This window comes from Achromobacter sp. ACM05 (assembly GCF_019218915.1).
Classification (GTDB): domain Bacteria; phylum Pseudomonadota; class Gammaproteobacteria; order Burkholderiales; family Burkholderiaceae_B; genus Achromobacter; species Achromobacter animicus.
In genome coordinates this window covers 515,118-528,726 of record NZ_JAHUWQ010000002.1, presented here as the reverse complement: position 1 = coordinate 528,726, position 13,609 = coordinate 515,118, and the positions used below count along the sequence as shown (strand labels likewise).

Below are 13,609 nucleotides of genomic sequence, written 5' to 3'. Positions count from 1 at the left end.
TCTGATTTTCGAAAGGAGCGCCCAATGCCCTTGCATGGCGAATACAAAGTCCCCGGCGGCAAACTGGTGGTCGCGGATCTGGAAGTGCGCGATGGCCGCCTGGCCGACGTGCGCATCAGCGGCGACTTTTTTCTTGAGCCGCCCGAAGCGCTTGAAGCCATCAACCGCGGCCTGAACGGCATGCCCGCGGACGCCGGCGAACTGGAACTCGCGGTGGCCGTGCAATCGGCCCTGCCGACCGACGCCGAGATGTTCGGCTTCTCGGCCGAAGCCATCGCCGTGGTGCTGCGGAGGGCGCTTGCATGAGCCGCACCGACTGGAACGACTACGACTGGCAACTGATCCACGAAGGCCCGCAGCCGCCCGCGCTGCACATGGCGCTGGACGCAGTCATTACCGACGAAGTGGGCGCCGGCCAGCGGCCGCCCACGCTGCGCATCTGGGAATGGTCGGCGCCGGCCGTCGTGATTGGCCGCTTTCAATCGCTGAAGAACGAAGTCGATCCGGACGGCGCTGCGCGCCACGGCATCGAGGTGGTGCGCCGCGTGAGCGGCGGCGGCGCGATGTTCATCGAGCCGGGCAACTCCATTACCTATTCGCTGAGCGCTCCGCAGGCGCTGGTCCACGGCATGAGCTTCCAGGAGTCATACGCCTTCCTGGACGCCTGGGTGCTGACCGCGCTGCAAGGCCTGGGGATCAAGGCCTGGTATCAGCCGCTGAACGACATCGCCTCCGACATCGGCAAGATCGGCGGCGCGGCGCAGGCCCGCCGTGCGGGCGCCGTGCTGCATCACGTCACCATGTCCTACGACATCGACGCCGACAAGATGGTCGAAGTCCTGCGCATCGGCCGCGAGAAGCTTTCCGACAAGGGCACCACCAGCGCCAAGAAGCGCGTTGACCCCCTGCGCACGCAGACCGGGCTGGCGCGCGAGGTCATCATCGATCGCATGGTGGAAACTTTTGCCGGCCTGCATCGTCTGACCCCGGGCAGCGTAGGCAGCGAAACGCTGGCGCGCGCCCAGGCGCAGGCGGACGAAAAGTTCTCCCGCGCCGAGTGGACAGGCGTCGTACCCTGACGGCGCCTCGGTTTTTGGAGGTAATTGCATGAGTCGCACATTCACGCCGCCCGGCGCGATACGCGGTCTGATCCTGGGCGCCGCCCTGCTGGCCATCGCCGGCTGCAGCAGCACGCCCCCGTCGAACATCACGCTGGCCGATTCCAACGCGCAATCTTCAGCCACGCCCCAAAAGGTGGGCGACCTGTCCACCGAGCGCATCAAGTGGGCCGCCAGCAAGCCGGGCTGCGAGGGCGACTGCCCGCGCATCGAGATCGACAGCGTGGCCTTCCCGGGCATCCCGAAGCTGACGGCGCTGGTGGACCACGTGCTCGCCTACATGACCGGCACCGACGCCAACCGGCGCGGCCCGTACGACACGCTGTCGGAATACACGAAGTATTTCTGGTCCACGGCGCGCCCGCGCGACGCGACCTACTTCAAGGCCAGCGTGAAGGACACGGTCGGCGACATCGTTGCCATCGAACTGCATACTGAGCAGTACCTGACCGGCGCCGCGCACGGCATTCCGGCCACGCAATATCTGAACTGGGAGCGCAGCCGCGGCCGCGTCATGAGCCTGGACGAAGCGCTGATCCCGGGGCGGCGCGCCGAGTACGTCGCGGCCCTGCAGCGTGCGCACGCAAAGTGGCTGACCGGCAACCCGGACGCCAAGCGCGACCCGGCGGCGTACAACAAGATGTGGCCGTTCCAGGAAAGCGACAACTTCGCGCTGACGCGGGACGGCATCGTGGTCAAGTACGACGCCTATTCCATCGCGCCGTATTCGCACGGCGAGCCTGAGTTGGCGATTTCGTACCAGGATCTGCGCGGCATTTTGAAGCCGGAGCTGCTGCCGGCGTCGTAAAGCCCCCGCGGCGGCCGGCTTCATGAATCCACGGCCCAGGCCGGCCTCCGCAAACGAAAATGCCGGGCATCCGCCCGGCATTTTCTTGCGCCACAAATAGGAATCGCCCCTTGCGGAGCGATTCCTTTTTTTTGTCTCTCTCGGCCTCCTCGACGACGCGCCCGCGGGCGCATCGCCGATTCAGTCTTTACGGATACAGACCGCGCACCTGGCGGGCCTGCAGGATCCGCGTGCAAGCCACGATGAACGCGGCGGTGCGCAGCGTCACCTTGTGCTCGCGCGACACCTGGGCCACCGCGGCGTAGGCCTCGCGCATCAGGCGTTCGAGGCGCTGGTTGATCTCTTCTTCGCTCCAGAAGAAGCTGGAGAAGTCCTGCACCCACTCAAAGTAGCTGACCGTCACGCCGCCGGCGTTGGCCAGCACGTCCGGCACGACATAGACGCCGTTCTCGGCCAGGATGTCGTCCGCTTCCGGGGTCGTCGGGCCGTTGGCGCCTTCGACCACGATCTTGGCGCGCACCTTGGCGGCGTTGTCGACGGTGATCTGGCTTTCCAGGGCTGCCGGGATCAGGAATTCGGTTTCCAGCGTCCAGAACTCAGCCTTGTCCAGCGCCTGGCCGCCCGAGAAGCCGCCCACGCCGCCGGTCTGCGACACGTGCGACAGCAGCTTGTGCACGTCCAGGCCAGCCGCGTTGTGCACGGTGCCGGTGTGATCCTGCGCGGCAATGACCTTGGCGCCGGCTTCATGGAACAGGCGGGCGGCGGTGCCGCCCACGTTGCCGAAGCCCTGCACGACGACGCGCGCGCCGGCCACATCGATGTTCCGGTCGCGCGCGGCTTCGCACGCCACGACAAACACGCCGCGGCCGGTGGCCTCGACGCGGCCCAGGCTGCCGCCCAGCGCGATCGGCTTGCCGGTGACCACGCCCGTGGCGGTGGCGCCTTCATTCATGGAGTACGTGTCCATCATCCAGGCCATGGTCTGGGCGTTGGTGTTCACGTCAGGGGCGGGAATGTCCTTGGACGGTCCGATGATGACGCCGATTTCGCTGGTGTAGCGTCGCGTCATGCGTTCAAGTTCCGAGGCGGAGAGCTTGCGCGGGTCGACACGGATGCCGCCCTTGGCGCCGCCGTACGGCAGGTTGACTGCGGCGTTCTTGACCGACATCCAGGCGGCCAGCGCCATCACTTCGGACAGCGTCACGTCCTGGTGGAAACGCACCCCACCCTTGCCCGGACCGCGCGACACGTTGTGCTGCACACGGTAGCCCTCGAAGTGGGCGATGGTGCCGTTGTCCAGTTCGATCGGCACATCGACGATCAGCGAGCGCTTCGGACGCTTCAGCGTCTCGACCCACCGGCTCAGGGAACCGAGGTACGGCGTGACCCGGTCGACTTGTTGCAGGTAATTACCCCAAGGGCCGAGGTCCTCGGCATTCAGATAAGACGGCAAGGCATGGGTGGGAGTTTGAGACATGAGCATGCTCTCCTGACAAAGTTGCGCCATTTTATCCACGAAAGTTATAGCGTCCCTATTTAAAGTTTAAATATTTTAAATAGGGACGCATCAACGTTGCGGATACCGAACGGGTCGCAGGCGGGCCCGGAAGCTGCACCTATCCTAAGCCGCGAAACTGGCGGCGTCCAGCCTGCGGCCGGGATACTCGGGGCGAAAAAAAGGCGGCCTCTTTTGGAAGACCGCCCTTTACATCCACGCCTACCTTGCAGACCGCCCCGGTGTCGGACACCGGGGTAAGGCGCGCTTTCACGGTGTGCCACCGAAGCAAAGGCGTCGGACACCTCTGCCGCGCCGAGTCACGCCGACAGCAACTGCCACGCCAGACGCGCCGCCGCGCGCGCGCCATGGCCGTCGACGTCGAACTTGGGGTTGAACTCCGCCAAGTCCGCCAATCGGAGCTTGCCGCTCGCCTTGACCCGCAGGACGATTTCCTCGATCACGGCCATCGGCACGCCATAAGGCGCCGGCGCGGACACCCCCGGCATCACGCCGGCGGGCAGCACGTCCAGATCGATCGTCAGATACACGTGCTGCGCCTTGGCCAGCAGCGCGTCCACGTCGGCCAGACGGGCTTCGAGATGCCGCTCCTGCATGTCGCGGTCTTCGATCCACACGGCCCCGATTTCCGCGGCGCGGGCATAGAGCGCTGGCGTGTTGGCCAGCCGCGAGACGCCCAGGCAGGCGTATTGCAGCTCACGCCCGCGTGCCTCGCTGTCTGTCGCGATCTGGTCGAACGGGGTGCCGGAACTGCCGGGACGACCCGTGCGCAGATCGAAGTGCGCGTCCAGATTCAGCACCAGCACGGCGCCCGCGTCGCCGCGCGCGTCCAGCCAGCGGGCCAGCCCCTGGAAACTGCCCCAGGCGATTTCATGGCCGCCACCCAGGACGACCGGGCGCGCGCCCCGCCCCATCAGTTCGGCCAGACGCAGGCCCAGGCGTTCCTGCGCGTCTTCCAGCTTGTCACCGTGGCAGTCGACGTCGCCGGCATCCAGCAGGCGCGTCAGCCCATGCGCCGGCAGGCCCGCCAGATACTTGCGGATGCCCGCAGGCCCCGCGGCGGCGCCCACCCGGCCCTGATTGCGCGCCACGCCCGCATCGCAGGCAAAGCCCAGCAGCACCGCCTCGCCCATCTCGCCCTGCCCCGCTTCGGCCTCGACGATGTGCGCGAGCCGGCGGGTGTCGCCCTGCTCGGCGCTGTCGTCGCGGGCCTTCCAGAGGCTCTTGTCCAGTTTCGGCGCGCTCATGCTGCGGCTCCCGGACCGGCGCTCAGGACCGCCTGCAGGAACTCGCGGGTGCGGGCTTCGCGCGGCTCGCTGAAAATCACCTCCGGCGGGCCGGATTCCAGGATGACGCCGCCGTCCATCACGGCCACCACGTCCGCCACATCACGGGCAAAGCCCATCTCGTGCGTCACGACCATCATCGTCATCCCTTCGCGGGCCAGCAGCTTCATGACCTGCAGCACTTCGCCGACCAACTCCGGGTCCAGCGCCGAGGTCGGCTCGTCGAACAGCATGACCTGCGGCTGCATGGCCAGCGCGCGCGCAATGGCCACGCGCTGCTTCTGACCGCCGGACAGGCTGGCGGGCATGGCCGCCATCTTCTGCGACAGCCCCACCTTGTTGAGCAGGTCCGCCGCCAACGCATTGGCCTGTTCGCGGCCCATGCCCAGCAGCGTGCGGGGCCCGACGGTCACGTTGTCCAGCACCGACAGATGCGGGAACAGATTGAAGCCCTGAAACACCATGCCCACCTGCGTGCGCAACTGGTTCAGTTCGGCTTCTGGCAACATCGCCCCGTCTTCCTGCAGCGTCTGGCCGCAGATATCGACCGTGCCGCGCTGGGCGACTTCCAGCCCGTTGCAGCAACGCAGCAAGGTGCTCTTGCCCGAGCCGCTGGGCCCGATGACCACCACCACCTGCGACTTCAGCACATCGAAATCGATGCCGCGCAGGACGGCGTGATCGCCGTAGGACTTGTGCAGGCCGCGGATGCGGATCATTTCCTGACCTTCGATGACGAGGCTCATTGCACCATCCCTCCCGCGCGCAGACGATGCTCGATCTTGCGCAAAATCACCATGGCGGTCGTGGTCAGCGCCAGATAGATCAAAGCCACTACCAGGTAGGTTTCCAGCGAGCGATATGACACGCTGATGATCTTCTGCCCTTCGTGCATCAGATCGTGAATGGTCAACAGCGAGACCAGCGCCGAGTTCTTGATGAGCGCGATGAACTCGTTGCCCAGCGGCGGAATCATGCGCACGAATGCCTGCGGCAGGATGATAATGCGCATCGCCTGGCCGGACGACATGCCCAGCGAGCGCGCCGCCTCCGTCTGGCCGCGATCCACCGACTGGATCGCGCCCCGCACGATCTCCGACACGTAGGCCCCGGAATACATACCCAGGCCCAGCACGCCGCAAGCGAACGCCGGGAGCGTCACGCCGAACTGCGGCAGGCCGAAGAACCAGATGAACAGCTGCACCAGCAGCGGCGTGCCCCGGAAGAACAACAGGTACGTGCTGCACAGGTGGTACGTGATGCGGCGCTGCGGGTTGAGGCGGCCGATCCCGACCAGCAGCCCCATCACGCAGCCCAGCAGCAAGGCGCCGGCGGTCACCTCGATGGTGACCAGCGCGCCCCGCATCAGCGCGTCGAAGTCGGCGAAGACGGGTGAAAATTCCAGGTTCATTTCGCGGGCGCCTCGAACCACTTGTTCACGATGGCCTGGTAGCTGCCATCGGCCTTCAGCTTTTGCAGCGCGGCGTTCAGGTCGCGCGTGAGCTCAGGCTTGTTCTTGGGCACGGCGATGCCATAGTCCTCGGTCGTGACCTGATCGTTCAGCACGGTCAGGCCGTTGGTGCTCTGCGCGAACAGCTTGGCCGCGGGCTTGCCCGTCACCGCGGCATCGGCGCGGCCGATCTGCACCAGATTGAACATCTCCTGGTTCTTCTCGACCTCCACGCGCTGCACCTTGGGGAAATGCTCTTTCAGGTAGTTCACCGACTTCGTGCCGACCTGCACCGACACCTTGCGGCCATCCAGATCCTTGATCGACTTGACGGGGCCGTCGGCCTTGGTCAGGACCACCAGGCCGCCCGCGTAGTACGGATCGGTGAAATCGACGACCTTGCTGCGCTCGGGCGTGATGTAGATGGCGGACACCGCGATGTCGGCGCGGCCGGCCTGCAGCGCCGGAATCAGGCCCTTGAAGTCGATGTCGATCCATTCAACCTTCTTGCCCATCGCGCCGGCCAGCGCTTCGACCAGCTCGATGTCAAAGCCGGTGCGCTTGCCGTCCTTGACGAATTCCATCGGCGGGAAGGTGGCGTCGGTGACGGCGCGGATCGTTTCCTGGGCGTGCGCGGCGCCGGCGGCCCAGGCGAGGCTCAGGGTCAGGGCGGCGGACAGCAGGGTGCGGCGAGTGGTCATGGTGGGGTCCTATGGAGGTGGGTGCGACAGGTGGTACGACGGTGGGTACGACGATCGTTGCGGCTAGGAACGGGCTAAGCGATGAAGCAGGTGAAACAGGTATTCGATAAGGCGGACAATACGGCGTCAGGCGGCCTTCAGGCGCTCCGAGATGCGGCGGGCGGCCGCGAGGGTCATCTCGATCAGCGCGTCCGGATGCTGCGCGGCGCGGGTGGACGGCGCCATCAGCGTGATCGAGGCCACGGCCTGGTTCGCCCGTTGAAAGATCGGCACGCTCACGCCCCACACACCGGCGTCGACTTCGCTGTCGGTCACCGCATAGCCCTGCGCGCGGATGGCCTCCAGCTCGCCGGTCAGGCGGGCGGCATCCACGCCGGCTTCGTCGGCCAGGTAGGTCAGCGCGGCCTGCAGGCGGGCCTGCGGCATGAACGCGAGCAGCGACTTGGCCGACGCGCCGCGCGCCAGCGGCAGCCCGCGGCCCTTGGTGAACGAGCAGCGCAGCGGATGCTGGCTTTCCACCATGTCCAGGCACACGGCCTGGTCCTTCACGGCGACGAGCAGGCCGATGGTTTCGCCGGACGACGCGGCCAGCGCCGCCATGTCGGGTTGCGCTTCGTGAATCAGAAACGACGACTGGTCAAAGCCCCAGGCGAGCTGCACGCACAGCGGGCCGGGTCCGTACTCGCCTTCGTGTTCGGCGACGAATCCCCAGCGCTTGAGGAGCGCGATCTGCCGGTAGAGCGTGCTCTGCGCCAGGCCCGTTTTCTCGGCCAGGGCGGCAATGCTGAGCGGGCCGTCGTGCCGGGCCAGGGTGGCCAGCACATACAGGACGCGATCCGCGCCCGCCCCGACAGACGATTCCGACATGAAGATTCAACTCCCAGCAATATAGGAGCGAGATTATCAATTTGTGGCGGTTTCCCTTCCGATTTTTCCCATCCGTTGAGAATCGCAAGGGAAAACCCCGAAAACCGGGCGTAAAAAAACCCGCCGTGAGGCGGGTTTTGATGGGCCGGTAGCGGGATGTTTCCGCATCTACCGGCGATCATCACGGCGCGGGGGGCTTCTCGTAATCCGACAACCCGACGCCGGAGACGCCCTTCACACCACCACCGGGCGCCGAAGCGGCCGGTGCCGGCGCCGACGGGGCCGCAGGCGCTGGAACCGCCGCCGGCGCCTCAGCCGCCGGCGCGGTATCCGCTCGCTGGGGCGCGCCCTGCGCGGCTGCGCGGCGTTTGCGCCTGGCGTCCTCTTCCTTCTCGACCAAGGCCGTCAGCTCGGCGGCCAGCGACGCCGACTTGCCCGTGGCCGCCCACGCGGCGGCGTCCTGCCCCTTCGTGTCCTGCGTGGTAACGTCGGCGCCGGCCTTGAGCAGCAGCTCGACCATGGGCTTGCGGCCGGACAGCGCCGCCATCATCAGCGGCGTCTCGCCATTGGGCGCGGGCGCATTGACCATGGCCTTGTTCGCCAGCAGCAAGCGCGCCATCTCCATCTGCCCCTTGGACGCGGCGTAATGCAGCGGCGTCCAGCCCAGGCGGTTGACCTGCGCGCCACGGGCGATCAGCTTTTTGGCGCGTTCGGTTTGCCCAGCAATGGCCAGGTACATCAGCGGCGTCTCGCCCGCCGGGTTCTCGGCGTTGACGTCGGTGCGCTTGTCCGCGGCCAGCACGTCGAAGACGTTCCAGGCGTTGTCCACGACCGCGCGCATGATGGCCGGCTGGCCGTTCTTGTAGCGCACGTTGGGATCCGAGCCTTGCGCCAGCAGATCCTTGATGTCATCGGGATAATCGTTGGCGACGTAGACCCACCAATCGGCGGGATTGGCGGCCTGCGCCGCGGGTGCGGCCAGGCCGATGGCCAGCGCCAGTAGACCGGCGCGGCCGCATGACAGGAAGGCTTGACGGGCGGAGGCGATGCGGATGGCCATGGCTGTCCTCGGATGCAAATTCAGTGAATCGGGATGACCTATTTCTTGATCTTGCTGAACAGCTTGAAGAAATTGTCGGTAGATGCGCGCGCGACCTCGGCCGCCGTGATACCGCGCAGGTCCGCGATCTTTTCGGCCACGTGGATCACCTTGGACGGATCATTGAGCTTGCCGCGGAACGGCACCGGCGCCAGGTACGGCGAGTCGGTTTCGATCAGCAACCGGTCCAGCGGGACCTTGGCGGCCACTTCGTGCACGATCTGCGCGTTCTTGAACGTGACGATGCCGGACAGCGAAATGTAGAAGTTCTGGTCCAGCGCGGCCTGCGCCACTTCCCAGGTCTCGGTGAAGCAGTGCATTACGCCGCCCGCCTCGGCCGCCTTTTCCTCGGCCAGCATGCGCACGGTGTCCTCAGCGGACGACCGGGTGTGCACGATGAGCGGCAGGCCCGCGTCGCGCGCGGCGCGGATGTGGCGGCGGAAACGTTCGCGCTGCCAGTCCAGCGGTTCGGACAGCCGGTAGTAGTCCAGCCCGGTTTCGCCAATGGCCACGACCTTGGGATGCTCGGCCAGGCGCACCAGTTCTTCGGGCGTGGGGTCCGGCGTATCTTCGTAGTCGGGGTGCACACCCACCGACGCCCACAGGCGCGGCTCGGGCTCGACCAGCGACATCAGGCCGGGCCATTCCGGCATATTGACGCTGACGACCAGCGCGTGCGTGACTTGATTGGCGGTCATGCGGTCAAGAATGGCCGGCAGATCGTTGGCAAGCTCGGGAAAATTCAGATGACAGTGTGAATCGACGTACATGGAGAGTCTGGTAGGGCTTACGCCTGGCAGGATAGCACCACGCGTTGCAGGGTGGCGTGGGCGAAAAGCTTGGCGTTCAGCGGGTGCGTGGCCAGCGCGCGCTGGCGCGTCAGCCAGCGGGCCGATTCGGCCACGCGGGCGGGATTGATACGGGCGGCGACCTGCGTCACACCGGCTTGCAGCGACGGGAAATAGCGCACCGGCGCGCCCGCGCTGGCCAGCATCAGATCGGTGTAGAGCCGTTGCAAGGCATCGATCCATTCAGCCGCCGCCACCTTTTCCAGGGATTCGGCCAGCGTGCCGACATCGGGCGTCTGGCCCTTGGACAACGGATTGACCAACTGGCCCAGCCACGCCGGACAGGCGGATTCGCCCGACTGCGCCAACCGCAATGCCGCCAGCGGCGCGCCGCCTGCGGCAGCCAGCCATTCGCGCGCCGGTTCCACGTTCTGGTCACGCAACCATTGCAGCGCCGTATCCGCATCGGGCGCGGGCAGCGGCAGCCGGCGGCAGCGCGACACCAGCGTGGGCAGCAACCGGTCCGGCGCGTCCGCGACCAGCAGGAAGACGGTATGGGGAGGCGGTTCTTCCAGCACCTTGAGCAAGGCGTTGGATGACACGACGTTCAGCGCATGGGCGGGATACAGCAGCGCCACGCGCCAGCCGCCACGGTGCGTGGCGGTGTTGAACCAGGACTCCAGCGAGCGGATCTGGTCGATACGGATTTCCTTGGAGGGCGCGCGCTTGGCGGCGCCCGCCGCTGGCTCGGCGTCTTCGGCCTGTTCGGCCGCGTCCGCGCCCTCTTCCACGGCCACCGCCTCGGGGCGGATACGGCGCAGGTCCGGGTGATTGCCGCTGGCGAACCAGTTGCAGGCCGCGCAGTGGCCGCAAGCCAGCCCGTTCTCGGGCGTCTCGCACAGCAGGCTGGCTGCCGCCGCGATGGCGAAATCCAGCTTGCCGATGCCGGCCAGCCCGTGCACCAGCCAGGCATGCGCGAACCGGTCACGATTGCCCAGCCACGCACGGGCCGTCTCCATCTGCCAGGGGTGGAACTGGGGCGCGCTCATGCGGGAACGGCCAGCAGCTCGCGCAGGCCCGCCTCGAGGTCTGCGCGGATCTGAGCAATGGAACGGGTGGAATCGACGACGCGGATACGGTCGGGATCGGCCTTGGCCCGGGCATGATAGGCCTCGCGGGTGCGCTCGAAGAACGCCGCGCCTTCGCGCTCGAAGCGGTCGGGCTCGCGCGCATCGGCCAGCCGCGCCCGCGCAACTTCCAGCGGCACGTCGAACAGCCAGGTCCGGTCCGGGCGGCCGGCGCGCATCCAGTCTTCCAGGACCGCCACGCGCTCGGCGCCCAGGCCGCGGCCGCCGCCCTGATAGGCGTAGCTGGCGTCGGTGTAGCGGTCGCAGACGACCCACGCGCCGCGCGCAATCGCCGGCTCAATGACCTGGCGGGCGTGTTCGCAACGGGCGGCAAACATCAGCAGCGTTTCGGTGTCCAGCCCCATGGCATCGTTCAGCACCAGCGCGCGCAGTTTTTCGCCAAGCGGGGTGCCGCCCGGCTCGCGGGTGGACACGACCTCAAGGCCCTGCCCCCGCAGGAAATCCGCGATCCAGTCCGTGTGCGTGCTCTTGCCCGCGCCGTCCACGCCCTCCAGCGTAATGAAGCGTCCGCGTGAGGTCATTGATCTTGTCCTTGTGCTGATTCGGGTTCGGGGTCGGCCGGCGCGGCGGCGGGCGCGGGAGTTGGCGTAGGCGCGGGTGCGGGCGTGGCGCGCTGGCCCTGACCCAGAATGTAGCGGGCGACGTTGCGGTTGTGCTCGGACAGATTGGCCGAGAACTCGCTGGTGCCGTTGCCGCGCGAGACGAAATACAGGAACTTGTGCTGTTCGGGCTGCACGGCGGCCAGCAAGGCGGCGCGGCCCGGCGCGGCGATCGGCGTGGGCGGCAGGCCCGGACGCGTGTAGGTGTTCCAGGGCGTGTCGGTCTGCAGGTCGCGCTTGCGGATGCGGCCCTGGTAGGCCTCGCCCATGCCGTAGATCACGGTCGGGTCGGTCTGCAGCAACATGCCGATCTTCAGCCGGTTGGTGAACACGCCCGACACGCGGCGGCGCTCCGGACCGTGGCCGGTTTCCTTCTCGATGATCGACGCCAGGACCAGCGCTTCATAGGGCGTGGCGACGGCCACGTCGGATTGGCGCTTGTCCCAGGTGTCGTTCAGGATGCGCTGCCCTTCCTGGTAGGCGCGGCGCAGCAGGTCAAAGTCGGTGCTGCCCGGCGTGAAGATATAGGTGTCGGGGAAGAACAGACCTTCAGGGTGCTTGATGCTCGAGCCCAGCCGCTCCAGCAAGTCTTCGTCGCTGACGCCGTCCAGCGTCTGCTTGACGTCCGGGTTGTCGCGCAGCGCCTGGCGGATCTGGCGATAGGTCCAGCCTTCCAGGAACGTGATCTGGCGCTGGGTCATGTCGCCGCGCGCCAGGCGTTCGAGCAGCAGCCACGGCGTATCGCCATTGATCGCCTGATAGCCGCCCGCCTTCATCAGCTTGTCGCGTTCAGACAGACGCGCCATCCACACGAAACCGGGCTCCCACATCGGCACGCCGGCCGCGTTGAGCGCGCGCGCGACGGTGCGCGGACTGCTGCCCGGATCCACCACAAAGTCGATCTTGTCGGCCGCCAGCGTCATCGGGCGGTGCATCCACATGTAGGCAGCGCCCACCGCGCCGCCAACGGCCAGAACGATGAGCAGCAGGAACCACAGGACGAAATTTCGGAGTCGCATCTTCATAAGTGTCGGAAGTTTAATGGATCGCGGGCCTTGCCCGGGACACAACCGGGGCCGGATGGCGCGGCGCGCCCCTTTGCCCATCGGGGACATGGCAAGCCCGTGCCGGGATCGGGGCTATCATCAGCACTTTGATGACGCGATAACCCCGCCGCCATGCACGCCTATTACGCTTCGATTCCCGTCCGCGCCGAAGGTTGCGCCCAATGCGCCCCGCTGGAAGATCTGACGGTCTTCACCGCCGCCGGCGCCGACGCCCTCACCTTTCTGCACGGCCAGCTCACGCAGGACGTCACCGGTCTGACCCCGGACGCCGCCCGCCTGGCCGGCTATTGCACCGCCAAGGGCCGCCTGCTGGCCACGCTGGTCATGTGGCGCGGGGCGGGCGATGCCGATGACGCGCCCCAGTTCTACGGCATGGTCCGGCAGGACCTGTCCCAGGCCCTCATCAAGCGCCTGTCCATGTTCGTGCTGCGCGCCAAGGTCAAGCTGGCCGCCGCGCCGCTGCACGTGGCCGGGGTGCAGGCCACCTCGGAACAGGCCGCCGCGCTGGAAGCCCTGACGGGCACGTTGCCGCGCGCCACCTGGCAGCGCGCGGACCTGCCGTCCGGCACGTGGATCGTCGCGCCGTCGGCCGACGACCGCCTGCGCTGGTGGTGGATCGCCTCGGACGCGCAGCTGGAACAATCCGGCGCGCTCACGCAGGCGCTGGGACTGGCGCCGGCCGCGCACTGGCATGCAGGAGACCTGGCGGCCGGCATTCCCTGGATTGCCGCCGCCACGCAGGATGTCTTCATTCCGCAAACGGTCAATCTGGACCTGATCCAGGGCGTCAGCTTCACCAAGGGCTGTTATCCCGGCCAGGAAGTCGTGGCGCGCAGCCACTACCGGGGCACCGTCAAACGGCGCATGGCCTACGGCACCGTTGCCGACGCCGGCCTGAAAGTCCCGGCGCTCGCGGGGGTGGATGTGTTCGACGCCGCGCAGCCCGGCGAAGCCATTGGCCGCGTGGTGCAAGCCGCCACCGACGCGGGTGTCGTGTCGGTGCTGTTCGAAACCACGCTGGCCGCGCTGCCCGAAGGCGATCTGCGTCTGGCCAGCGCCGACGGTCCCCGCATCGCGGCGGCGCCGCTGCCGTACTCGATCAATCCCTGATCCTTCCGGGCCTGCCGCGCAGAAGCCCGCGCGCGCAGGCCTGGCGGCCATC

The 13,609-nt window shown here is 67.3% G+C and carries 15 protein-coding genes; 4 read left to right on the top strand and 11 right to left on the bottom strand.

The window, feature by feature from the left end:
• Positions 1–30 precede the first annotated feature (30 nt).
• From KW836_RS13320 to KW836_RS13310, 3 genes are read left to right on the top strand one after another with little or no spacing between them, the layout of a single operon-like run.
• Positions 31–306: a lipoate protein ligase C-terminal domain-containing protein gene (locus KW836_RS13320; protein ID WP_218344274.1), complete on the top strand. Its 276-nt coding sequence runs from the start codon at positions 31–33 to the stop codon at positions 304–306.
• On the top strand, positions 303–1,079 hold the full coding sequence (locus KW836_RS13315) for a biotin/lipoate A/B protein ligase family protein (protein WP_105238573.1): 777 nt from the start codon (positions 303–305) through the stop codon (positions 1,077–1,079). The genes KW836_RS13320 and KW836_RS13315 overlap by 4 nt, the downstream gene beginning before the upstream one ends.
• 28 nt (positions 1,080–1,107) lie before the next feature.
• Positions 1,108–1,926 (top strand): RsiV family protein, encoded by an 819-nt coding sequence (locus tag KW836_RS13310; protein WP_175121894.1) that lies wholly within the window; start codon positions 1,108–1,110, stop codon positions 1,924–1,926.
• A gap of 187 nt (positions 1,927–2,113) precedes the next feature.
• Here the strand turns inward: KW836_RS13310 and KW836_RS13305 are convergent, their stop codons facing one another.
• From KW836_RS13305 to mltG, 11 genes are all read right to left on the bottom strand, one after another.
• On the bottom strand, positions 2,114–3,403 hold the full coding sequence (locus KW836_RS13305; protein ID WP_175121895.1) for a Glu/Leu/Phe/Val dehydrogenase: 1,290 nt from the start codon (positions 3,401–3,403) through the stop codon (positions 2,114–2,116).
• 338 nt (positions 3,404–3,741) lie between these two features.
• Positions 3,742–4,689 carry a formimidoylglutamase gene (hutG, locus tag KW836_RS13300; RefSeq protein WP_218343574.1) on the bottom strand — a complete coding sequence of 316 codons (948 nt, stop codon included), beginning with the start codon at positions 4,687–4,689 and terminating at the stop codon, positions 3,742–3,744.
• Positions 4,686–5,474, bottom strand: a complete 789-nt coding sequence (locus KW836_RS13295; protein WP_286898685.1) for an amino acid ABC transporter ATP-binding protein — start codon at positions 5,472–5,474, stop codon at positions 4,686–4,688. Before KW836_RS13295 ends, hutG begins: the two co-directional genes overlap by 4 nt.
• On the bottom strand, positions 5,471–6,139 hold the full coding sequence (locus KW836_RS13290) for an amino acid ABC transporter permease (protein WP_056570374.1): 669 nt from the start codon (positions 6,137–6,139) through the stop codon (positions 5,471–5,473). The genes KW836_RS13295 and KW836_RS13290 overlap by 4 nt, the downstream gene beginning before the upstream one ends.
• A complete protein-coding gene (locus KW836_RS13285; RefSeq protein ID WP_175121897.1) occupies positions 6,136–6,879 on the bottom strand; it encodes a transporter substrate-binding domain-containing protein in 744 nt (247 codons plus the stop codon). The genes KW836_RS13290 and KW836_RS13285 overlap by 4 nt, the downstream gene beginning before the upstream one ends.
• 126 nt (positions 6,880–7,005) lie before the next feature.
• Complete coding sequence (locus KW836_RS13280) at positions 7,006–7,746, bottom strand: IclR family transcriptional regulator (RefSeq protein WP_175139186.1); 741 nt, start codon at positions 7,744–7,746, stop codon at positions 7,006–7,008.
• A 181-nt stretch (positions 7,747–7,927) separates the two neighbouring features.
• Positions 7,928–8,806 (bottom strand): ankyrin repeat domain-containing protein, encoded by an 879-nt coding sequence (locus tag KW836_RS13275; protein ID WP_218343573.1) that lies wholly within the window; start codon positions 8,804–8,806, stop codon positions 7,928–7,930.
• Positions 8,807–8,844: 38 nt separating this feature from the next.
• The gene (locus KW836_RS13270; protein WP_175186124.1) at positions 8,845–9,615 is read right to left on the bottom strand and encodes a TatD family hydrolase; all 771 of its coding nucleotides are present in this window, start codon (positions 9,613–9,615) and stop codon (positions 8,845–8,847) included.
• A gap of 17 nt (positions 9,616–9,632) precedes the next feature.
• Positions 9,633–10,682 carry a DNA polymerase III subunit delta' gene (gene holB, locus KW836_RS13265; protein ID WP_218343571.1) on the bottom strand — a complete coding sequence of 350 codons (1,050 nt, stop codon included), beginning with the start codon at positions 10,680–10,682 and terminating at the stop codon, positions 9,633–9,635.
• A complete protein-coding gene (tmk, locus tag KW836_RS13260; protein WP_175121902.1) occupies positions 10,679–11,302 on the bottom strand; it encodes a dTMP kinase in 624 nt (207 codons plus the stop codon). The genes holB and tmk overlap by 4 nt, the downstream gene beginning before the upstream one ends.
• Complete coding sequence (gene mltG / locus KW836_RS13255; protein WP_370633025.1) at positions 11,299–12,399, bottom strand: endolytic transglycosylase MltG; 1,101 nt, start codon at positions 12,397–12,399, stop codon at positions 11,299–11,301. The genes tmk and mltG overlap by 4 nt, the downstream gene beginning before the upstream one ends.
• A gap of 159 nt (positions 12,400–12,558) precedes the next feature.
• Here mltG and KW836_RS13250 point away from each other — a divergent pair, with 159 nt between their 5' ends.
• Positions 12,559–13,557 carry a folate-binding protein YgfZ gene (locus tag KW836_RS13250; protein ID WP_218343569.1) on the top strand — a complete coding sequence of 333 codons (999 nt, stop codon included), beginning with the start codon at positions 12,559–12,561 and terminating at the stop codon, positions 13,555–13,557.
• Positions 13,558–13,609: the final 52 nt, after the last annotated feature.